This window comes from Coprococcus eutactus, assembly GCF_001404675.1.
In the GTDB taxonomy this organism is placed as follows: Bacteria; Bacillota; Clostridia; order Lachnospirales; family Lachnospiraceae; genus Coprococcus; species Coprococcus aceti.
In genome coordinates this window covers 382,213-404,451 of sequence record NZ_CYXU01000003.1, presented here as the reverse complement: position 1 = coordinate 404,451, position 22,239 = coordinate 382,213, and the positions used below count along the sequence as shown (strand labels likewise).

The following is a 22,239-nucleotide window of genomic DNA, read 5'->3' as shown; positions in this document are numbered from 1 at the left end:
GACGGGTATCGCTGATGCCTACATCTGCTTTACCTGATCCAGCAGATATTCCCTGCCGTTCTTCTCCGGGTCTTCTATAACCATATCCAGCAGTTTCTGAAGTATCTCGCCCATCTGAGGTCCCGGCTTTATTCCCAGCTTTATGAGGTCTCCGCCATTTACCTTGAGGTCCTTGATCCTGACGCAGTCAGCATCTGCCACGATCTCTTCATATTTCTTCTCAAGCTCCGCAAGCTGGCTCTGTCTCTCCTCCAGCTTGTAATCGCTCTGGGCAGCCATATCGGCTTTCTTGATCTCGATTATATATGGGAAGAAATCCTTTCCAACCTCTCCGAGAAGCTTCCTGATGGTATTCTTCTTCGGAACGCAGCCCATGCCAAAGTCATGCCATCTCACCAGCTTGCACACGTCCTTGATGGTATTGTTGTCAAACTTCAGTCTTCTGAGAACCGCCTCCGCCAGTGGAACTCCCGCGATCTGGTGGTCGTAAAAGTGATCTGTTCCATTCTCGTCCACAGTGTGTGTGGATGGCTTGCCTATATCGTGGAGAAGCGCCGCCCATCTCATGGTGACGTCAGCTCTTATATTTTTAACCGCCTCAATGGAGTGTACACCCACATTGTATCTGTGATACTGGTTGTTCTGTGGCTGCTCCATCATCTTGTCAAATTCAGGAAGGATATATGCAGTGATACCTGTAACATAGGCCTCGAGCAGCTTGTCCGGGTGATCTGATACAAGGAGCTTTGTGAGCTCCACCCTGATCCTCTCCGCACTTATATCCTTGAGGTACTGTGCCTGGATGATCATGGCCTTTCGGGTATCCCTCTCTATGTCAAATCCAAGCTGTCCCGCAAATCTTATGGCTCTGAGTATCCTAAGTGCATCCTCATCGAATCTGTCCCTTGCCACACCGACAGCTCTTATAACCTTGTCATTCAGATCCTGCACACCGCCAAACATATCTATTATGCCCTTGCTGTGGCTGTACGCCATGGCATTTATGGTGAAGTCTCTTCTCTTCAGATCCTCCTCAAGGCTGGCTGTGAACTCCACCTGATCCGGTCTCCTGTGATCACTGTACTCTCCATCTATCCTGTACGTCGTGACCTCATAGCCTTCCTTGCCCATCATGACTGTTACGGTTCCATGCTCTATTCCTGTATCTACGGTTCGCCTGAATATCTCCTTGACCTGCTCAGGTCTGGCAGATGTGGTGATATCCCAGTCCCCCGGCTCTCTTCCGAGTATGCTGTCTCTCACGCAGCCGCCGACTATATAGGCCTCATAGCCTGCTGCCTCAAGACCCTCTATTACTTTATTTGCTCCCTCTGGAATGTCTATTCTCATATATCTTCTCTCCGCATCTTTATATCTGTAAAATAATAACTTCTCCAGCAAGATGCTGAAGAAGTTATTATACATGATCATTATCTATATTCTAGTATGCACGTCCGAAGTATACCATCTTCTTTGCTGGCTTTCCGCAGTGTACACATACATCTGAGAGATGCTCCTGTGCAAATGGCATACATCTTGTGGATGCTCCTGTCTCGTCCTTGATTGCTTCCTCACAAGCTGTCTCGCCGCACCACATAGCCTTCACAAAGCCCTGCTCGTTGTCGATGATATTCTTGAACTCATCCCAGTTAAGCGCTGCATGTGTATGTGAATCTCTGTGAGCCTTTGCTCTCTCGAACATATCCTTCTGGATAGTCTCAAGAAGCTCTCCAACCTTTGTATCTATCTCATCAAGTGATACTGTGATCTTCTCTCTTGTGTCACGGCGTACCAGAACTGCCTGATTGGCCTCGATATCCTTTGGTCCGATCTCAACTCTGATAGGAATACCTCTCATCTCCTGCTCTGAGAACTTCCAGCCTGGGCTCTTGTCGCTGTCATCGACCTTTACTCTGAATGCTCCAAGCTTCTCACGGAGCTCTGCTGCCTTCTCAAGCACTCCTGCTTTCTTCTGCATGATAGGAATGATCATGACCTGAGTTGGAGCAACCTTTGGAGGAAGTACAAGACCTGAATTGTCTCCGTGAACCATGATGATGGCTCCGATAAGTCTTGTTGTCATACCCCATGATGTCTGATGAACATACTTGAGCTTGTTGTCCTTGTCTGTAAACTGTATTCCAAATGCCTTGGCAAATCCGTCTCCGAAGTTATGGCTTGTTCCTGACTGGAGCGCCTTGCCATCGTGCATAAGTGCCTCTATTGTGTATGTTGCCTCTGCTCCTGCGAACTTCTCCTTCTCTGTCTTCTGTCCACGAATAACAGGCATAGCCAGTACATCCTCACAGAAGTCTGCATACAGATTCAGCATCTGTATTGTTCTTGCCTCAGCCTCCTCAGCTGTGGCATGAGCTGTGTGACCCTCCTGCCACAGGAATTCTCTTGAACGAAGGAAAGGTCTTGTCTCCTTCTCCCAACGCATTACTGAACACCACTGATTATATACCCTTGGCAGATCACGATATGACTGGATATCATTCTTGTAGAAATCGCAGAACAAAGTCTCTGATGTAGGTCTTACACACATACGCTCTGTAAGAGGATTGAGTCCACCATATGTAACCCATGCTACCTCCGGTGCAAATCCCTCAACGTGATCCTTCTCCTTCTCAAGAAGGCTCTCTGGAATAAGCATTGGCATGTACACATTCTCCACACCTGTAGCCTTGAATCTCTCATCAAGCTGCTTCTGTATAAGCTCCCAGATTGCATATCCTGCGGGCTTGATAGCCATACATCCCTTCACGTTGGTATATGCGATAAGTCCTGCCTTGAGGACAACATCAGTATACCACTGTGCAAAATCTTCATCCATGGAAGTAATAGCTTCAACCATCTTCTTATCGTTTGCCATCTTATTTATCTCCTTAATTCTAAAACATTCTATATCTGCTGCATAGCTGAACTACCTAATGCATACACTCTTTAATCTACAAAATTTCAGGACGTATGTCAACACGAAACATGCCAACATCCGCCCTGTAAATACCATTTTAACTAAAACTCATCCAGATCCAGAATGGCAAATGCTCCGCCCTCCGGCTCATGCTTGAACACCATGTGTTCCCCTGTTGTCGGATGGTCAAATTCCAATCTGGACGCGTGAAGTCCTATCTCTTTATATTTCTTCTTCGTCTTCTGGAACTTAGGGTTGTACTTCGTGTCACCCCATATTCCGCACTTTCTCTTCGCAAACTGAGCCCTGATCTGATGATGTCTTCCAGTTATGAGTTCAACAAGTATATATGACAGAACTCCCTCGTCCGTATCCATGACATCCAGCACCTCATATTCCAGCTCGGAATACTTTGCTCCAGGTGTGTCCTTGTCCACGACCTTTGTCACATTGTCCTTAGTATCGTGAAGAAGATAATCCTTCAAAACTCCCTGGTCATTTGGAAGCTCACCAGTGAGGATCGCCTGATAATACTTCATCATAGAACCATCCTCGCTCTGCTTTGAGAGATTTGCAGCCGCCTCAGGAGTCTTGGCAAATACCATAACTCCGCCTACAGGCCTGTCCAGTCTGTGTATAGGCACAAGATATGGCTCCTCTTTTCTGTTCTCCTTCTCGTATATCCTGAGCTTGAGCATACTCACCATGCTCTCTGAATTGGTCTTGTCCGGCTGTGTTGGCACACCACATGGCTTTACAGCCACGATTATATCATTATCCTCATGTAAAATGTTTAATTTCATTTGTTTTCTCCTCATTCGCCGTCTGGGGCTTATCACATCCTAAACCTATAGCCCACGCCCCACACAGTCTCTATGTACTGTGGATTCGATGTGTCAAATTCAATCTTCTCTCTGATCTTCTTGATATGAACAGTAACCGTGGCTATATCTCCTATGCTGTCCATATTCCATATCTTGCTGAACAGCTCATCCTTGGAAAATACCTTGTTTGGGTTGCTGGCAAGGAAGCACAGTATATCGAACTCCTTATTCGTAAATACCTTCTCCTCGTTATCAACATACACTCTTCTGTCCGTCTTGTCTATCTTAAGACCTCTGATCTCGATGACGTCATTCTTGAGTGCCGTTGAACCAACAAGTCTCTCGTATCTGGATATGTGCGCCTTGACTCTTGCCACCAGCTCACTTGGACTGAATGGCTTTGTGACATAGTCGTCAACTCCCAGACCAAGACCTCTGATCTTGTCTATATCATTCTTCTTGGCTGTTACCATGATGATCGGAATATCCTTCTTCTCCCTTATCTGTCGGCATATCTCAAATCCATCCACCTCAGGGAGCATGAGATCCAGAAGGATAAGACTGTATTCCTCATCCAATGCCTTCTCAAGACCCTTAAGTCCATTTGTCTCTATCTCTACCTCGAAATCATTGAGCTCCAGATAATCTCTCTCAAGCTCTGCAATACTAAGCTCATCTTCTATGATCAATATCTTACTCATCTGTATCTCTCCTTTTCTTTAGTGAATTTATGATCTGCAATGATCCTTTTCTCTGACCATCCTTTTTCTGATTGTCTTTTCTCTGATCATCTTTTTTCTGTGTATTCTTTTTTACATTTGCCTGCTGTTCACCGCTGGCGTCAGAAGTATCACCCTCGATCTCCTCAACATTTGGAATATACTTCTTCAGGGTAAATACTATCGTTGTTCCGACACCAAGCTGGCTTGTGGCATATATGTTGCCGCCGTGCTCCTCAACGATCTTCTTGCATATAGCAAGTCCAAGACCACTTCCGCCTCTTGACTGTCTTGCGCTGTCAGCTCTATACATTCTGTCAAATATATGAGGCAGGCTCTCTGAATCTATTCCACGGCCATTGTCGCTTATGGATACCTTAACCTCCGCGTCATTGTCATATATGTTGATATCTATCTGTCCATATTCCTTATCGGTATACTTGATAGCATTTGTAATTATGTTGTTGATGACCCTCTTGAGCTGGTCAGGATCAACTATGACCTTCACATCGTCATCACAATAGTTCTTGTATGTGAGCGTCATGTTCTTGGAAAGGAGCGTCGTATATACCTCCTCCATACAGTCATCAAAATAATCCTTCACCGATACCCTGTGGAACTCATATGGTATGGCGTTGTTGTTGATATTCGTATACAGTGAAAGCTCATTGATGAGGCTGTCCATCTCATTTGCCTTGCTGTATATCATCTTCAGATATCTCTCCTGCTTCTCAGGGGTATCTGCAACTCCATCCATGATTCCCTCCACATAACCCTTGATGGTCGTGATAGGAGTACGGAGATCGTGTGATATATTGCTTATGAGCTGTCTGTTCTCTTCCTCATATCTCATCTTCGCCTTGGTAAAGTCTGACAGTTTCTGTCTCATATCCTCAAATGACTCACAGAGCTCACCAACCTCATCGACTCTGTTATCGCCAAAGTCTATCTTCTCGTCAAGGTTGCCTGAGCCCATACGCTCTGCTGCCTCCTTGAGCTTGACAAGAGGATTCACAAACTGCTGGTATACAAGGAATGCCACGACACCGCTCAGGAGCATCATCATTAGAACCATCAGTATGGAATAACCCATGATGGTTCCCCTGAACTTCGCCATATAATTACCATAGTATGTGAGCATGTAAATATCTACCTGACTTCCATCCAGCACATATGATACCTGGTTGCACAGATAGAATGACGGCTGGGTTATGAGATATTCCTGAACCTTTATATCACTGTTATTTCCGGTATCAATCGAATCACCATCTATCGCATTGATATTCGAACTGTTATCATTTCTCTTTAACTGCTCCTTCAGGCTCTCAGAAAAAGGATCAACGGAACTATATATGTACTCTCCATCCTTCTTCACTGCTATATGAGTATTTAATACCGAGCTCTTTTCATCCAGGGCATCTGCATTATCCTGGGTTGTATAGTATGAAGGATCCTTCTTCACCTTGCTTATAACTTCCTCACGCAATGTGGACAGAGATTTGTACACATCATTGACCGGATCGTCCTCCGAATATAAAAGCTGCAGTGAGTGATTACGACCATAAGTTCCAGTGATAAAATATCGCCCTATGATAGCCGTACCTATAACCATGGACAATATCGCTGCTATCCATATAAAAATTATCGCTATCTTAACTTTCTTAGTAATCTTCATTCGTGTTAACTCCCATCTTACTAGCGCTAATTATAGCATTAATCCCTATTGTTAGTGTGTGAAGTTTTTATAAACTCTCTCTCTGTTTTCTTCTGAAAATGCCCTTTTTCTTCCTCTTTATCTCCGTTGCCGCAACCTCCTGTCTGGTCTGCTGAAGTTCTCTTATGGTGGCGTCAAGCTTTCTGTATCTCGCTTCCTCCTGATCCTCCTTCTCCTTCATCAGCACATCCATCTGTTTTACCACGTCATCGGACACCGCAGCAGACACTGACTGTGTTATCACCTTAAGGTTGTCCTTTATGGAGTTGCTGATTATCTTGTCCATGATATTCTGGAATTGTGCCATCTTGAAATCAACTATTCTTGAATCATCCCCCACATCGCTGCTCACCCTTATGGTTTCTATGGTCTTCTTCTCTGTATTTTCTCTCTCTGCGATAAGCTCCGTCACCGCATCATCCGCATTTTTTTCCTCTGTGCTCTCTCCCTCGTCAAGAAGTTCATACATTCTGTGAACCATATCCTTTATCGCCTTGAGCTGTATCCCCTTATCCTTCAAAGTCTTAACCCTCTGAAGTATCTTTACATCCTTCTCACTGTAGCACCTGTGACCCATGTCATTTCTCTTGATATCGATCTCAAGCTCTTCCTCCCAATACCTAAGCACATGTGACTCAACCTCAACCTTGGCTGCTGCCTCACTTATACTGTAAACTCTCTCTGTCATCGTGTATATCTCCTCCTTGTCTCAGATCAGGTCCTGTCTTAAGTTATTTCCTGTCCTGATACAATTCTAAGGACTTTGATACACAGTCTCAACGCGAATCGTCCTCTAAATTTTCCCACTATACTTGTTTATTCTCCCATACTTATCACATTCTGAACTTATCCGTGGCAAATAGAACTTTTTCAGTATTTTTAAACAGAAAAATCCCCTGCACATATCAGTTTGCCCTTATGTGCAGGGGATAAATATCAGTTATTTATTTTTGTGATGACAAACTGTCCATCGTCGTTCAGTCTGAAATGTACATTTTTATAGTTTGTTCCAATTACATATTCGGAGCCGTCGTTGGTTTTTCTCAGATTATCCAGTGCATTCTCATCGTTCAGAGCCTTCATAAGAATGTCAGTGAACAGCGCCTTCTTATCAACATTCAACAGCTCATTTTCATTTGCTATGGACTGTCCACCACTTGTCTCCTGAGGATATAAAACCATATCCTTCATGGTCTCAAGATCTTCATCATTGAACACCTTCACGATCTTCTCAGCAAATGCTCTGCTGTCCGTCTCTATCTGCTGCTGGACATCAGCCCTGTCCGTATATCTGTTCTCAAATACTATATGTGACAGCACTTCATTGAGTACCTCATCACTGGCTGTGACGTATATATATAGCGAATAGTTAATTGTTCCATCGCTCCAGAAAGCTATACGTCCGGGAGTCAGAGTGTAATAAGTAGCACTGTATCCCTGGATGTTGCCGGTTATCATGTCACCATTGCTGGTGTTCTCAACGCCCGCCAGATCGTACATCTCGTATTTGCAGGAGCCTCTGAGTTCAACCTTCACTCCGCTGTACCTGAAACTCACGATACCTATGTCACCGGATATCTTGTACTTCACATCCGTTATCTCGGAACTGTTCTTATCCACATCGAGATACACTCCTATCTGAGTCATATCCTCCGCGGATTCAACATCACCGCTCTTTATCTGGATACCGGTACTCTCCTCCTGACCGTCATCCACCTTCCCGCATCCCATGCAGATACCTGCAAAACAGATGACCGCAATCATAAATAATATATATTTTCTGCCCATGTCCATCCACGACGCTTTTTTCATATATCTATTCTCTCCACATTGAACACGATATTACCATGCTATTCCCTTATGACATCCGTTCTCTCTACACTTGTATGCCATGGTTGGATCTGTAGGATCCCATGTATGGCTGTAATCAAGCTGAACTGATGTAGGCTTAGGGAACGGGCCGCTCTTATTGCTCTCGAATATAGTTACCTTTGTTCCAAGATCGCAGTTATCATATATCCACTTTGCATCTCCTGCCTTAAGTCTTATACATCCGTGTGAGCATGTCGTTCCGAGCATGTTATAAGCGCTGACTGATAATGTGGTAGGATCCTCCTCTCCGTAATACACAGAGTGGAAAAGTATATCACCTGTTATAAGTGTATCCCACTGTCCATAGCATGGCCCCATCAGTGTCCACCATCTTCCCTTTGCCGGGGTACAGAATGTTCCAAGAGGTGTTGTGTCACCGCCTGAACATACAAATGCCTTTACCGGAATGATATATCCCTTGTTGCCATCCTTTGCATATACAGTCACAACATTTGTGGTCTTGTTGACCTTTATCTCATAGGAATCCTGTTTTCCGAGGATCTTATCAACATCTGTGAGTCTCTTGCCACCTCTGTTGAAATAGAACTTATATCCATTCGCATATGCCCACTTGCTTCTATACATGGCACCGCTCTTACTGAAGTAATAGTATGCTCCATCCACATATCTGTATCCGGTGAGTAATGTTCCCTTGACGCTTACGAAGTAACGCTTGCCGTTGTAATATTTCCAGCCTCTGCCCTTCACCAGTGCACCATTCTTGTCAAACAGATACAGCTTGCCATTTACCTTCTTAGGTCCTTTGTATGCAACACCTGAAGCGCTGTAATACTGTCTGTTTCCAAGCTTTGTAGTATACCATCCTGTATATGGCTTTCCATTGGAACCAAATCTGTATGTCACGCCATTTATCTTTCTGACACCCTCCGCAAGATAACCATTACTTGAGAAATTATAGTAATACTTGCTATTCTTTACCTTATGTGCACCCTTATAGGCTTTTCCATCAGAACCAAAGTAATACTTCTTACCCTTTATTTTCTTCCAGGTATTCACCAGTGCCTTGCCATTTGTTCTGAAGTAATAGTAATTATTCTGGATCTTGTTAAGACCTCTCACCATGCGGCCATATCTGTTAAAATAATATTTGTCGCCCTTGTATGTAAGGAACTTGCTCTTTAACGCCTTGCCGTTCTCATCGTAATAATATGTCTTACCGTTCTTGGTATACCAGCCCTTCTTATTCTTCACAGTGGCAGTTGCATCCGTCAATGTCGCAACACTCTCTCCGGCATCAGCCTGAGTCTCCGCAGCGTACACCGTGTACTGTCCGCCGACCCTGCTTTCTGACAGATTTGAGATTCCTGTCGCACAAGTTGACAACAATACTGCTGCCATTGTCAAAAACGCAATTTTTCTAAACTTTACCATATACTACCTCTCTTATTCCTCACATGGATTTTATTCATTCAAATGCTTCTGATACACTCTTCTCGTCTGCTGCCTTCTGATTCCTATACACATACCACACTCGACCATGGTCATGAGAAGTGCGGAACCTCCCGAGCTTATGAAAGGAAGAGTGACACCTGTATTCGGAATTACATTTGTCGCAACGCTTACGTTGATCACTATCTGGCATACAAGGTGTACCATCACACCTATGACCATCATGCTTCCAAATACGTTCGATGACTCTTTAACTATAACATACATCTGGTATAACAGATAGCCATACAGAAGAAATAACATGATTGCTCCTGCCACACCAAGCTCCTCGCAGATTATCGCGAAGATCATATCATTCTGGGCCTCCGGTATAGCCGAAAGCTTCTGTGTTCCATTTCCAAGTCCCTTGCCGAAGAAAGATCCGCTTCCTATGGCATACAGCGACTGTATGACCTGATATCCTGCACTCTTCTCATATTTTTCTGTGTACAGCCATCCCAGGATTCGCTTTGCACGGAAGTTGTCATTTGACAGAAGTTCTTCCTCCGTAGGCAGGTAGCTCGTGGCTACCTTCACATAGACCACCGCCACCACCACAGCTATCAGCAATATTCCCAAATGCAGTTTCCAGTTCTTGCTGGCTATAAATGTTGAACAGTAACATATTCCAAGAACGACCAGACACGAACTCAGGTTTGTGGATATGACGAGCAAAAGTCCCGCCTGGAGTCCCACAAGCACCCACAGTATTATGACAGTCTGCCACTTGTGCATCTCTCTCCATTTGCTGCTTATAAATGAAGCTATGAATATGATCATGAGAGTCTTCACTATATCAGCGATCTGGATTCTGAATGGTATGTGAGGGATCTGGATCCATCTCGTCGCACCATTTACATTTACTCCCAATGGCGTGAGAAGCAAAAATGTCAGTATCAATGACAGAAAATATGCAGGCCATGTAAGCTTCTTATACAGACCGTATGGGAAAAACGCCAATCCCCATATTGCCAATGCTCCGAAAACGATAAACACCAACTGGCTTCTGAAATTGCTGGCAGCCGTGCCGTAACTGGATGCGCTGAATATCATTATCAGTCCAAATGCCAGAAGGAACGTTATAGCAATTATCATCTTATATATGGTTCCCGATGTATATCTGCTTTTTTCTTTGCCCGTGGAGTTATCCACAACTGATGTATCACTCATATACAAATCTCCATCTATCTGTTCATTATCTCTTTTATAAATTTATACGCACTTATCACATCTGTGTCAAATATATCCAGGCTGTCCCTGTATTCCGGTTTCTCTATCGCTCCTGAATCACAGCCGATATGCATGCTTCCATCACTGTCCCCGCTCCACGCAAGATCAATGCTGTTACCCTTATCATATCCGGTGATCTCCGCATTTTTTCTGAACACGGCATCTCCAACCTGTATACCAAGAATTGCATCACTTCCAGACAATCTAAGCTCCAGCGATGCACTTATACTGACAGGCTTCATGGAATCCATGAGATCGGCTGCCGATATATCCACATCAAACACCACTCCTGTCTCTCCGTCACTGCTCACATCCCTCTTTTTTATCACAAGATGGTTGTCAGAATTGTCAGTAACAGTGAACTCATACGACTGTGCTGTATATTTGTCTCCGTAAAATGTCAGCGACATGCTCATATCCCTGTCGGACACATGATCCGCATACAGCTTGACCAGCTCATTTTTACTGTTCACAGCAAAATAGAGCGTGATATCCCTGCCGTCTAACATTTCATCCACAAATTGCTTTATATCATGTACCAATTCTGCCGTATTGTCAATGGTATCTATCTCCGGTATGTATTTGCCAAACATGTCATACACTTCCTGAAGATCTATATCATGTGTGCCAAAACATTCATCCAGATAACTATAGAAATCATCCACATTGAAGATGACCGAGTACACCTTGCAGTCCTGTGTACTATCCCCAGTAACCACAGTCTGTTTTCCCTCACTCGTACCCTCCATATTGAAGAAATACTTAAGTGTCTTCTGGATAATATCTGTCTGGATATCGTCACCGTTGATGTCCGCATAATTATTTGCAGCCATCCTCATACAGTTCTCATAGGCAGTGCCAAATGAGTACACTGTGTCGCTGTCTATCCCAAGCAGTGATACCACCTGAGAATTGCTCATGTTCGTGATGAGATTGTCAGCGTACTGTATTCTGATTGCCATATCATCTATATATATGAGAGAAGTCCTCTTATTTGCATAGAGCTTGAATGTCTTGTCATCAACTCCTGCCTCCGCAAGAAAATTGTGATCCGAAGCACTTCTCTTCAGCGATATGTCAACGCTGTGATCAGAATTATCCTCAAATGAAAAGCTCTGACTGCCATTTATCATGTTCATACCCATGTCAAATGTGCCATACTGCTGATTCATCTCCGACTCTCTGGAAGAATTGATGGTATTTACCATGGCCTCCACAAGCTTTATCTGAGGTTTTCTCATAAGATGAAAAAAAATAATTGCAACAACTGCTGCCATCAGAATGATGACAGTCGCTGTTATTCCAATTATTCTTTTAAGTAGTTTATTATTGTTTTTTTTGTGCATATGTATCATGATTTTCATTCAACCAGGCTATGGCCTCACACAATCCTTCCTCGGAAAAATCAAACTGCTTCGATCCCTTCTGTTCATCCGGTGTGACCTCAAAACAGAATGGCTCCGGCCATATAAATGCCGTGAGTACAGTCTTTGTCTCCTTCGGTGCATCTTCCTCTGTCTGATCTTTTTCACCCTCCGGCTCAATCTCCACAACATCCTTCTGTATCATGTAACGGATACCCTTGTCACTGCCCTTAAAAGGCCGCGACTTGTAGAATTCCAGAGCCAGCAATTCAGGTCTGTTTATCACATATATCACCCTGTCTCTTTACTTTATTGTGAACGGATATACCTCTATGATCTTCTTGGTTGTCTCGTTCTGAAGATACAGATATGTTACACCCTTAGGTGCACTGTCACCTGATATCTTGACCCATGTTGACCAGCCGTCAACCACAGGATCTGAGAATGTTATGACGTCAGACTTGTTTCCATCCGCATACACAACGTATCCCGATATCTTCATAGAGTCATCACCGTCAAATCCAAATGACGTATGAATATATATATCTGATCCATCCTTTGTCTTGATGCTGTTAGATCCCTTATCAAGATCTTTTTCACTGCTGTTTACAAATGATTCTATATTCCACTTCACAAGCTCTGAATACAGCTTCTGAGCCTTCTCGTTGCCGTCGTATCTGAGTTCTCCGAGATATGTCATTGTAGTCTCATTGGCTGCGTTCTTATTTGCATTTGCAAATGCAAGCTTTCCATTTGCTATCTTCTTGGACACATCAGTCTTGACTACCTTCTCATAGTAATCAACTGACTTCTTGTATTCCTTATCCTTGTATGCCTGGGCTCCAAGTGCCTGATAACACTTGTCTTTCTCAGCTACACAGTCCTTGTAATCCTTGTCCACCTTATCATAGCTCTTGATGGCATTCTCGTAATCCTTGTTCTTGTAATACTGCTCTGCCTTCTTGTATGTACACTCACTGGCCTTGTTCTTGTAGTCATCAAATTCTGACTTCATGTACATATCATACGCATCGTCATATTTGCCGCCGTCGAGCAGCTCTGATGCCTTGTTGTAATAGCACTTTGCAAGAAGAGTCTGGGAATCGCTGTACTCCTCTATGGTTGACAGAATACTGATGGCGTCATCGTACTTCTTGGCTGTTATAAGTGCCTCCGCTTTCTTATATGTACACTCGATAACCTTGTCCGATGCATCCTTGTATGAGCCTGCGTTGTTGAATGCATCTATGGCTGCATCGTAGGATGCCGCATTCATCTGATCCATTCCCGCATTGTAATAACACTGATAAGCCTTATCAAATGCGTCATCGCTGCTGAAACTCTCCTCGTCACCGTCAGATGACTTGCTGTAGTTCTCTGCAGCCTTTCTGCTGTTGCCTGACTTCTTATAATATTCAGCCGCCTCAAGGTTCTTGCCTTCTTTTTCAAGACCCTCGGCATACTCATAATAAGCGTCTCCGTTTGCCTTTGTATAGGAATCCTTGAATTTTCCAAGATCCTTATACAGTGTCACGGCCTCTTCAACCTTTCCCTGGTCCATGAGGTCGTTGGCCTCGTTATACTTTCTAAACTTTGGAACAAATATAAATGCAAAGACGCCTATAGCGATGACGATAACCACTGGTATAGCTATGAGTGCGGCCTTTGCACCCTTGCTCATACCCTTCTTCTCGCCCTTTTTCTTTATCATTATATCGGCGCCTTCCTGTGGCATTTTCTGAGGTTGTGGCATTCCCATCTGAGGCTGCTGCGGTGGCACAGGATTACCCTGTGGCTGCTGCATCATCTGAGGCATGCCCTGTGTTCCGCCTGTCAGGACAGTTGTGCTGTCATCGTCCTCATCGACATCCGGCTCACTTGTAAGCACAGTTGTGCTGTCGTCAACTTCCGGCTCTATCAAAGGAAATTCTTTTCCACAGACAGGACACTTTCTTACGTTCTCCCCCAATTCACAACCACAATTATCACAATACATATCTCTTCCTCCATCCTTACGGATCAACCTGATTTATTACATTTATCGAACTCCATATTTAAGAATTTATCCTGAATATGAACTCCTCATTTGAAAGCCTTATCACACTGTTATCAGGGATAGCCACATCAACATTGCTGTACACCTGAGTTCCGTTCAGGAATGTATGGTTTGTTGAGTTGTTATCTCTCAGATAATGTGTTCCATTGATACTGGTGATATAGGCATGTCTTCTACTTATAGACTTGTTTCCTGTTACCTTATAGTCAACACCCTGATCAGCCTTGCCAATACAGAATACCTGTTTATTAATCTGAACGCTCTCACCCGTAGTCTTTCTGGTGAGGGTCGGCTTGCTGCCTGTGACAAGTGTTCTGTTGCTGAACAGTGTTGTAGGTGGCTCCTCATCCGGCTGCTCGCTGAGTCTCTTGGCTTCCTCCGCCTTGAGCTTTGCAAGGCCTGCCTGTCTCTTAGCCTCCTCAGCATTCTTGCGGGCTGCAAATTCTGCCTGCATTCTAGCCTCCTCAGCATGCATCTCCTGCTCTCTGGCACGTCTTATCTCATCTGCATACTGCGATGAAACCTTCTCTGCCCTGATTCGCTCCTCCTCGGCATTCCTGAACATTTCTTCAGCCTTAAGCCTCTCACTGTCATCGGAATTGCCCTGATATGAGTACATATCCTGAGCTGTGAGTACCGCTGTCTGCTCATAATCCTTTGCCTCAGCAGTGACCTTCTGTCTCCATATCTCGGCTTCGACCCTTGCCGCCTCGGCCTTCATACGGGTCTCCTCTGCCTGTCTGGCAACTTCCGCCTGATACTTTGCTTCCTCTATCTGTCTCTTTACCTCATTCTCGGCCTGCATTCTTGCCTCTTCAGCCTTTCTGGCTGCCTCCTCGGCTTTGTGGATTGCAAGCTCTTTATTATTGTCATTTGAAGTGAGTACCTTACTCTTGCCCTTTTCACCCTGTATTATAAGGAGCTGACTTGATGCTCTGAGATCTGACACGAATTCATTGAAATGAAATGCATCAAACTCCCTGTGATCGTTGAAATAATCAACTATCTGGTTAGCACATTCTATGGCTGGTGTGTGTGCATAGACAAATCCTGACAAGATGCTCTTCACGAACTCCCCAATGTCCTTCTTGTCAAATTTGCTTTCAAATGGAAGATACAGAAGCTGTATGGAGAAGTCACTAAATCTCACATACATATAATTCGTATCCCACACTACCTTCTCGGGTGCTAGTCCATTCTGTATGACTGACACAAGCTGCTTGCTTATGCTGAATATGTATTCCACCAGTTCATCCCTGAAAACCGGTTTCTGCATTATCTTACTAAGACTCATATCCCCATCTATTGAGAATTCGAGTTTTCTTTCCCCCTTAACAAACACTTCCCTGCACATGCTTGTGTTGCCTGCAAAAGGCACATTATAGGCATTCATTTCATATTTGCTAATAGGAGTAACCTGATCAAGTTTGTATTCAATTTTTATTGAATCTTTTAAAATTTGAGTCATACCCCACCTCCTACTATTTCAATAGCCAATATACCTCTACAGTATAACAGACAAAAAAAGCATATTCAAGGTTACAAAAAAAGGAAGATATATATTACATATATCTTCCGCTTGAGAGGTGCGAGCCGGATTTGAACCGGCGATGACGGTGTTGCAGACCGGGGCCTTACCACTTGGCTATCGCACCATATTATTTAATTAAAGCTCCCCGAGTAGGGCTCGAACCTACAACCCCTCGGTTAACAGCCGAGTGCTCTACCATTGAGCTATCGAGGAATAACGTCATAAGCATCTCCAAAAAGGAAACGCAGAAGGAGGGATTTGAACCCTCGCGCCGCGCAAACGGCCTACACCCTTAGCAGGGGCGCCTCTTCAGCCACTTGAGTACTTCTGCAAAATGCCTAAATAAAAATCTCCTACCAAAGAGTATTTAATTTTTGACGCTTGTTTATAATACCAAACCTGGCAGTGAATGTCAAGGAGTTTTTACAAGAAAATAATAAGCCAAAAATCGACAAAAAGGCGGATACTTTTTTGTATCCGCCCTCTTATCGTTTTGTAGATGTTTCTTACTATCTTATCTATAGTAGTAACTGCATCTTATATACTCACAAGCCTGTCCTCTGTAGGTCTTTCCTCTTACCTTGACAACAGGGATAACATATACTCCAAATGTAGAATATGCCTTAAGACCTCTTATTGTATAAGAGCTGCTCTTAGCACTTACCTTTTTCTTTATCCATTTTGCATTTGAAGCGTATGGATTCTTTGTATAGTATACAAGATAATACTTTGTATTTGCTACTTTCTTCCATTTAACCTTTGCAGCAGTGCTGCTTACAGAAGTTACATTACTCTTCTTTACACATGCCTGAGGTATGATTGTCTTGAATGCTGACCAATCGCTCCAGCACTTAGCACCACCATTTGCCTCTTTGTATGCACGGATTCTTACCTTGAATCCCTTGTTGTTGATTGCCTTACGAACCTTTGCGTTGTTGATCTTAACTCTGGTCTTTGTTGTAGCCTTTGTTGTGTATAATCTGGTCTTTCCGTTGAGAGAGTAGATCTGAACCTGATATCCTGTAGGATAGTCATAGTTTGGATTTGCCTTCCATCCGATTGTTATTACATTTCCACTCTTAGCTGGACTCCATATAAGAGTTCCTGCCTTTGCATCGGCAACATACTGTGGGTTAACAGGTGCTGAGTAGAGTGTACCTGTTGACTGTCCATAACCAAGTGCTATGTAGTTTGACTCTGATCTCTTATATGAATATACATAATATCCACTATAATGTGTTCCGGCCTTTGCAGGTACAGTTGCCTTGTTTGTAGTAACATTATACTGAGCCTCAACCTTTGAACCGCTGATCTTGGCAACTACATATCCTGTTACACCTGAAACTCTGTTCCACTGTAAACCGATCTTATTCTTTGTGCCTGAAGTCTGCTTTATTGACTTGTAATCTACGCTCTCAGGAGTTGTTATGACCTGAAGAGGATCTGACTGTCCAACAAGCTGCTTGTTGACATATGTCTGAACTATTACATAGTATGCTCTGCCGGCCTGAAGATTGTAAATATACTTCTTATTTGATGTTGAAGTATAAGAACTTAATGCCTGATATCCTGAAGATCTATCCTGGGATAAATACACTAAGTATTCCTCTCCATAATTACCGCTCCACTGAACTGTGACACCTGTCTTGGTATCATCTGTCTGCTGAAGATTTGTTACTGCTCTTCCTGATGCTGCCGATGCTGTTATTGTCATTGCAAAGAGCATGATTGACATGATTGCAAGGAGCAATAACGATCTGTTGAAAACTTTTTCTCTTCTCATTAAATCTCTCCTTTTTCTTCTTTTCCTTGTTAATACAACAATTAATTTAATATGAGACTAACTCATATTAAAATTTTACAAGTTTAATATATTTTAGTCAACATTATTGTGACTGTAATATTCAACAATTATTTTGTGCATTTTTGCTAATTCATTGTTGAGATTCTGTATACTTTTTATTTTATTCCTGTATTATTTATTCTGCTCAAGATAATCCTTTACCGCTGTTTCATACAGGTTGTGTCCCTCTGAATCTATAACCACAATAGCTGGGAAATTCTCCACTGTCATCTTCCTTATAGCCTCTGTTCCGAGATCATCGTACGCGATCACCTCGGATTTCTTGATACATTTGGAGAGAAGCGCTCCTGCACCGCCAACGGCTGCCAGATACACAGCCTTGTTGTCTATTATTGCCTGTATAACCTCCTGGCTTCTCTTTCCCTTTCCTATCATTCCACACAGACCCTTGCTGAGAATGAGTGGAGTGTATTTGTCCATTCTGCTGCTGGTTGTCGGTCCCGCCGAGCCTATGACCTGTCCAGGTTTTGCCGGTGTCGGTCCGAGATAATATATCACATTGCCGTTAAGGTCTATAGGAACTATGCCCTTCTCGTATAACTCAGTTCCACTGGCGTCCACGCATCCTGATTCCATGATGGCATCATACATTCTCTTGTGTGCGGCATCCCTGGCACTGTACACTATTCCATCTATATATACATAATCCCCTGCCTTGAGGGTCTTTACCTCTTCTCTGTCAAATGGTGCCTTTATATGTCTATCCATGATGAACCTAACCTCCTCCTATAATACTCTCGTAACGTGTCTGTTCACATGACAGCACATATTAACTGCCAATGGCATTCCGGCTATGTGAGTGGCATATGTCTCTATGTTCACAGCCAGTGCCGTGGTCTTTCCTCCAAGACCGCCAGGTCCTATTCCAGTGTTGTTGATCATCTCCAGAAGCTCACTCTCTATCCTTGCTATATGCTCTCTGTCTGAGTGAACTCCTACCTTTCTTGTAAGAGCCCTCTTTGCAAGCTTCGCAGCAAGCTCAAAGTCTCCTCCAAGACCCACACCTACGAATACGGGAGGACATGCATTTGGTCCGGCATCCTTTACAGCCTGAAGAACAGCAGCCTTCACGCCCTCTTCTCCATCTGCCGGCTTGAGCATGTACACCTTGCTCATATTCTCGCTTCCAAATCCCTTTGGAGCTATAGTTATCTCTATTTTATCTCCCGGAACTATATCATAATGTATAATCGCCGGGGTATTATCCTTTGTATTTTCTCTGATAAGAGGATCCTTTACCACTGATTTTCTCAGGTATCCGTCAGTGTATCCCTGTCTCACACCTTCGTTTATGGCATCAGTTATGTTCATTCCTTCTATATGTACATCCTGTCCAACATTCACAAAGAAAACAGCCATTCCCGTATCCTGACAGATAGGAATATCATTCTCCTTTGCTATATCCAGATTCTCACACAACTGTCCAAGTATCTGCTTTCCGAGTGGACTGTCCTCAGATTCTACTGAATCCCTGACCGCCTTCTCCATATCCTCAGACAGATTTACATTTGCTTCGATGCACATCTCCCTTACATTTCTGGTAATCTCTTCTGCTGCAATAACTCTCATCTCTTCACCGCCATTTTATAAATTTGTTTTAATCATCCAGGAACGTATCATCGTTCTTTTTGTAGTTTGGATCTCTCCTGTTCATGATGAATTTGTATATGTATAACACCACTGTAAATATCGCAACAACTATGATCATCGCCGCCAATATATATATGATGTTCATTATACTGTAAGAAAGTTCAGACGCCTTCTCGGAACTCTGGAATATCTTGTCCAGTTTTCCTTCCGTTGTTGCCTCTGTAACTGTAGATGCAGCCGTTGTAGCTGCCGATGCCACCACCTGTATCACATTCGCCGTCATGCCTTTTACCCCCAATAATTTTGTTGTATTTTCCCATAATTCCAATCTCTTTATAATAACCTTCAAAATCCTGCGTTCAGGATTATTTTCTCCCAATGTGTAATCCAAGATAAGTATATCATAACGGCTATTTGCACACAATCTGTAAACATCCATGGACATAAAAAAAGATGTACTGTCTTGCATATTACAACACAGTACATCTATCTTTATTTGTGATTATAATTACTCCTCTGAATTACTCTCGGCATCATTCTCCGTATCGTTCTCTACATTCTCTGATACTTCATTTTCTGCTGATTCTGGATTCTCTGAGTCCTCTGCCTCTTCATCTTCATCACTTCTTGCAAGCTTTGCAACAGATGCCACAAATGTGTTGCCATCCTTGCCGATATTCATAAGCTTGACACCTGAGGTTATTCTTCCTATTACAGTTATATCTGAACAATGCATTCTGATCATGATTCCCTCATTGGTCATCATCATAATGTCATGGTCATTTGTCACGGCCTTTGCGCTGACGATGTCACCGGTCTTCTCGGTTATCCTGTAACATTTGACACCCTTACCGCCTCTCATCTGAGGGGCAAATTCTGACAGTTCAGTTCTCTTACCCATACCCTTTGTGGTTACGAAGAGCATCTCGTCGCCCTGAACATCAAGCTGCATTGCTATAACTTCATCGCCCTTGTCGCATCTTATTCCACGTACACCCATGGATGTACGTCCTGTATCACGGACACATTCCTCATTGAATCTGATACACATACCCTTGGCAGTTACAAGAAATACATCATTCTCACCGCTCGTTGCCTTAACCTCTATGAGTTCATCTCCCTCATTCAGTGTTATGGCTGCCAGACCGGTCTTTCTTATATTCTCAAATGCCTCTATCTTGGTCTTCTTTACAATACCATTCTTTGTAGCCATCATGAGATACTTCTTGTCAAATCCGGCTATAGGGATTATGGCTGTTACCTTCTCACCAGGAAGAAGCTGAAGAAGGTTGACTATCGCAACACCCCTTGCATTACGTCCCGACTCAGGTATCTCGTATCCCTTCATTCTGTATACTCTTCCCATATTGGTGAAGAACATTATGAAGTTGTGGGTATTAGTAAGGAATATCTCATCGATTATATCGTTGTCGATGGTGTTCATTCCCTTGATACCCTTGCCGCCTCTGTTCTGTACCTTGAAGGTATCCTTTGGCATTCTCTTGATATATCCGAGCTTTGTCATGGAGATAACTATCTCTTCTCTCTTGATAAGCTCTTCATCTGTTATATCATCTGAATATGCAGTTATGGATGTTCTTCTCTCATCACCGTACTTGTCAGCTATCGCTGCAAGCTCAGTCTTGATAACTCCAAGAAGCTTATTCTCATCTGCAAGTATCTCCTTGTACTCAGCTATCTTCGCAATAAGCTCATTGTACTCGTTCTCGATCTTCTCTCTTTCCAGACCTGTCAGAGCACGGAGTCTCATATCAACGATTGCTCCGGCCTGTGCCTCGGAAAGTCCAAATCTTTCGATCAGCTTTGCCTTAGCCTCTCCAACATTCTTTGAATTTCTGATGATCGTGATGACCTCATCTATGTTGTCCAGTGCTATGAGATAACCCTGTAATATGTGGGCTCTCTCCTCAGCCTTGTTCAGATCATACTTTGTTCTTCTTGTGACAACATCCTCCTGATGCTTCAGGTAGTATGTGAGCATGTCCTTGATGTTGAGTATCTTAGGTACTCCATCCACCAGAGCCAGCATGATACATCCAAATGTATCCTGGAGCTGTGTGTGTTTGAAGAGCTGGTTGAGTATTACGTTGGCATTGACATCCTTTCTAAGCTCAATGACAACTCTCATTCCCTCTCTTGAAGACTCATCTCTTATATCTGTGATTCCATCGATTCTCTTGTTCTTGACAAGATCGACCATATTCTTTATAAGAAGTGATTTATTTACCATATATGGTAGTTCGGTTACAACAATACGGTGCTTTCCGTTGTTCATTGTTTCGATTTCTGTGATTGCACGTACTTTTATCTTGCCTCGACCTGTTCTATATGCATCGTTTATTCCCTGTCTGCCCAGTATCTGTGCGCCTGTAGGAAAATCCGGACCCTTTACTATGTCCATGATCTCATCTATCTCTGTCTCACGTCCTTCTTCCACTCTGTTATCGATGATCTTTATGGCTGCATTGATAGTTTCCTTTAAATTATGTGGTGGAATATTGGTAGCCATACCTACTGCGATACCTGATGTACCATTTACCAATAGGTTGGGATAACGTGATGGTAGTACCACAGGTTCTTTCTCTGTACCATCAAAGTTAGGTGTGAAATCAACTGTATCTTTGTTTATATCTGCCATCATCTCCATGGATATCTTGGAAAGTCTTGCCTCTGTATATCGCATGGCAGCGGCATGGTCACCGTCGACCGATCCAAAGTTTCCATGTCCATCCACAAGTGGATATCTGGTATTCCACTCCTGAGCCAGCTTTACAAGTGCCTCGTATATTGAACTGTCTCCATGTGGATGATATTTACCCATTGTATCACCGACGATACGGGCACATTTACGGTGTGGCTTATCAGGTCCATTGTTAAGTTCTATCATAGAATGAAGTATTCTTCGCTGAACAGGTTTAAGACCATCTCTTACATCAGGAAGAGCTCTGGCAGCGATAACGCTCATGGCATAATCTATATATGAACGCTCCATTGTTTTTTTCAGACCAACTTCATCTATTTTATCAAAAATCTTATCGTCATCCATTTTTTGATTTCCTTTCTCTCGATATTGGTTATGTTCTATCAT

The 22,239-nt window shown here is 43.2% G+C and carries 18 protein-coding genes and 3 tRNA genes; all 21 read right to left on the bottom strand.

Annotated elements, in window-relative coordinates; genetic code table 11:
* Positions 1-18: 18 nt before the first annotated feature.
* The 21 genes from ARA78_RS08805 to gyrA all read right to left on the bottom strand — a co-directional run bounded on the left by ARA78_RS08805 (position 19) and on the right by gyrA (position 22,197).
* On the bottom strand, positions 19-1,350 hold the full coding sequence (locus ARA78_RS08805) for a CCA tRNA nucleotidyltransferase (protein ID WP_055280418.1): 1,332 nt from the start codon (positions 1,348-1,350) through the stop codon (positions 19-21).
* 91 nt (positions 1,351-1,441) lie between these two features.
* Positions 1,442-2,875: a proline--tRNA ligase gene (gene proS, locus ARA78_RS08800; RefSeq protein WP_022217371.1), complete on the bottom strand. Its 1,434-nt coding sequence runs from the start codon at positions 2,873-2,875 to the stop codon at positions 1,442-1,444.
* A 143-nt stretch (positions 2,876-3,018) separates the two neighbouring features.
* Positions 3,019-3,720, bottom strand: coding sequence for an RluA family pseudouridine synthase (locus ARA78_RS08795; RefSeq protein WP_022217372.1), 702 nt, complete (start codon positions 3,718-3,720; stop codon positions 3,019-3,021).
* 32 nt (positions 3,721-3,752) lie between these two features.
* On the bottom strand, positions 3,753-4,442 hold the full coding sequence (locus ARA78_RS08790) for a response regulator transcription factor (protein ID WP_022217373.1): 690 nt from the start codon (positions 4,440-4,442) through the stop codon (positions 3,753-3,755).
* Positions 4,435-6,135, bottom strand: a complete 1,701-nt coding sequence (locus tag ARA78_RS08785) for a sensor histidine kinase (RefSeq protein ID WP_055280381.1) — start codon at positions 6,133-6,135, stop codon at positions 4,435-4,437. Before ARA78_RS08785 ends, ARA78_RS08790 begins: the two co-directional genes overlap by 8 nt.
* 67 nt (positions 6,136-6,202) lie before the next feature.
* The gene (locus ARA78_RS08780) at positions 6,203-6,862 is read right to left on the bottom strand and encodes a helix-turn-helix domain-containing protein (RefSeq protein WP_055280380.1); all 660 of its coding nucleotides are present in this window, start codon (positions 6,860-6,862) and stop codon (positions 6,203-6,205) included.
* Between the two features lie 248 nt (positions 6,863-7,110).
* The gene (locus ARA78_RS08775; RefSeq protein ID WP_015534442.1) at positions 7,111-7,986 is read right to left on the bottom strand and encodes a hypothetical protein; all 876 of its coding nucleotides are present in this window, start codon (positions 7,984-7,986) and stop codon (positions 7,111-7,113) included.
* Positions 7,987-8,016: 30 nt separating this feature from the next.
* Entirely contained in the window at positions 8,017-9,405 is a 1,389-nt protein-coding gene (locus ARA78_RS08770; protein WP_172674913.1) for a L,D-transpeptidase family protein, read from the bottom strand.
* Between the two features lie 63 nt (positions 9,406-9,468).
* Positions 9,469-10,665: an FtsW/RodA/SpoVE family cell cycle protein gene (locus tag ARA78_RS08765; RefSeq protein ID WP_015534440.1), complete on the bottom strand. Its 1,197-nt coding sequence runs from the start codon at positions 10,663-10,665 to the stop codon at positions 9,469-9,471.
* 14 nt (positions 10,666-10,679) lie between these two features.
* Complete coding sequence (locus ARA78_RS08760) at positions 10,680-11,966, bottom strand: hypothetical protein (protein ID WP_242849694.1); 1,287 nt, start codon at positions 11,964-11,966, stop codon at positions 10,680-10,682.
* Between the two features lie 85 nt (positions 11,967-12,051).
* Complete coding sequence (locus ARA78_RS08755; RefSeq protein WP_022217377.1) at positions 12,052-12,375, bottom strand: hypothetical protein; 324 nt, start codon at positions 12,373-12,375, stop codon at positions 12,052-12,054.
* An 18-nt stretch (positions 12,376-12,393) separates the two neighbouring features.
* Positions 12,394-14,085: a hypothetical protein gene (locus tag ARA78_RS08750; protein WP_055222368.1), complete on the bottom strand. Its 1,692-nt coding sequence runs from the start codon at positions 14,083-14,085 to the stop codon at positions 12,394-12,396.
* 58 nt (positions 14,086-14,143) lie between these two features.
* The gene (locus tag ARA78_RS08745; RefSeq protein WP_055222369.1) at positions 14,144-15,613 is read right to left on the bottom strand and encodes an FHA domain-containing protein; all 1,470 of its coding nucleotides are present in this window, start codon (positions 15,611-15,613) and stop codon (positions 14,144-14,146) included.
* Between the two features lie 116 nt (positions 15,614-15,729).
* A tRNA-Cys gene (locus ARA78_RS08740) sits at positions 15,730-15,800 on the bottom strand.
* 17 nt (positions 15,801-15,817) lie between these two features.
* Positions 15,818-15,889: transfer RNA gene (locus ARA78_RS08735), tRNA-Asn, on the bottom strand.
* A 30-nt stretch (positions 15,890-15,919) separates the two neighbouring features.
* Positions 15,920-16,007: transfer RNA gene (locus tag ARA78_RS08730), tRNA-Ser, on the bottom strand.
* A 183-nt stretch (positions 16,008-16,190) separates the two neighbouring features.
* Positions 16,191-17,459, bottom strand: coding sequence for a fibronectin type III domain-containing protein (locus tag ARA78_RS08725; protein WP_055280379.1), 1,269 nt, complete (start codon positions 17,457-17,459; stop codon positions 16,191-16,193).
* 192 nt (positions 17,460-17,651) lie between these two features.
* Entirely contained in the window at positions 17,652-18,248 is a 597-nt protein-coding gene (locus ARA78_RS08720) for a Fe-S-containing hydro-lyase (RefSeq protein WP_015534435.1), read from the bottom strand.
* Between the two features lie 18 nt (positions 18,249-18,266).
* Positions 18,267-19,109, bottom strand: coding sequence for a fumarate hydratase (locus ARA78_RS08715; RefSeq protein ID WP_015534434.1), 843 nt, complete (start codon positions 19,107-19,109; stop codon positions 18,267-18,269).
* 28 nt (positions 19,110-19,137) lie between these two features.
* A complete protein-coding gene (locus ARA78_RS14105; protein WP_207641797.1) occupies positions 19,138-19,521 on the bottom strand; it encodes a hypothetical protein in 384 nt (127 codons plus the stop codon).
* Between the two features lie 117 nt (positions 19,522-19,638).
* On the bottom strand, positions 19,639-22,197 hold the full coding sequence (gene gyrA, locus ARA78_RS08705) for a DNA gyrase subunit A (RefSeq protein WP_022217380.1): 2,559 nt from the start codon (positions 22,195-22,197) through the stop codon (positions 19,639-19,641).
* Positions 22,198-22,239: the final 42 nt, after the last annotated feature.

Bases quoted from the DNA above. Each gene is read 5' to 3' on its own strand.
- ARA78_RS08805 (WP_055280418.1), bottom strand. From the start codon at position 1,350: ATGAGAATAGACATTCCAGAGGGAGCAAATAAAGTAATAGAGGGTCTT.
- proS (WP_022217371.1), bottom strand. From the start codon at position 2,875: ATGGCAAACGATAAGAAGATGGTTGAAGCTATTACTTCCATGGATGAA.
- ARA78_RS08795 (WP_022217372.1), bottom strand. From the start codon at position 3,720: ATGAAATTAAACATTTTACATGAGGATAATGATATAATCGTGGCTGTA.
- ARA78_RS08790 (WP_022217373.1), bottom strand. From the start codon at position 4,442: ATGAGTAAGATATTGATCATAGAAGATGAGCTTAGTATTGCAGAGCTT.
- ARA78_RS08785 (WP_055280381.1), bottom strand. From the start codon at position 6,135: ATGAAGATTACTAAGAAAGTTAAGATAGCGATAATTTTTATATGGATA.
- ARA78_RS08780 (WP_055280380.1), bottom strand. From the start codon at position 6,862: ATGACAGAGAGAGTTTACAGTATAAGTGAGGCAGCAGCCAAGGTTGAG.
- ARA78_RS08775 (WP_015534442.1), bottom strand. From the start codon at position 7,986: ATGAAAAAAGCGTCGTGGATGGACATGGGCAGAAAATATATATTATTT.
- ARA78_RS08770 (WP_172674913.1), bottom strand. From the start codon at position 9,405: ATGGCAGCAGTATTGTTGTCAACTTGTGCGACAGGAATCTCAAATCTG.
- ARA78_RS08765 (WP_015534440.1), bottom strand. From the start codon at position 10,665: ATGAGTGATACATCAGTTGTGGATAACTCCACGGGCAAAGAAAAAAGC.
- ARA78_RS08760 (WP_242849694.1), bottom strand. From the start codon at position 11,966: ATGAGAAAACCTCAGATAAAGCTTGTGGAGGCCATGGTAAATACCATC.
- ARA78_RS08750 (WP_055222368.1), bottom strand. From the start codon at position 14,085: ATGTATTGTGATAATTGTGGTTGTGAATTGGGGGAGAACGTAAGAAAG.
- ARA78_RS08745 (WP_055222369.1), bottom strand. From the start codon at position 15,613: ATGACTCAAATTTTAAAAGATTCAATAAAAATTGAATACAAACTTGAT.
- ARA78_RS08725 (WP_055280379.1), bottom strand. From the start codon at position 17,459: ATGAGAAGAGAAAAAGTTTTCAACAGATCGTTATTGCTCCTTGCAATC.
- ARA78_RS08720 (WP_015534435.1), bottom strand. From the start codon at position 18,248: ATGGATAGACATATAAAGGCACCATTTGACAGAGAAGAGGTAAAGACC.
- ARA78_RS08715 (WP_015534434.1), bottom strand. From the start codon at position 19,109: ATGAGAGTTATTGCAGCAGAAGAGATTACCAGAAATGTAAGGGAGATG.
- gyrA (WP_022217380.1), bottom strand. From the start codon at position 22,197: ATGGATGACGATAAGATTTTTGATAAAATAGATGAAGTTGGTCTGAAA.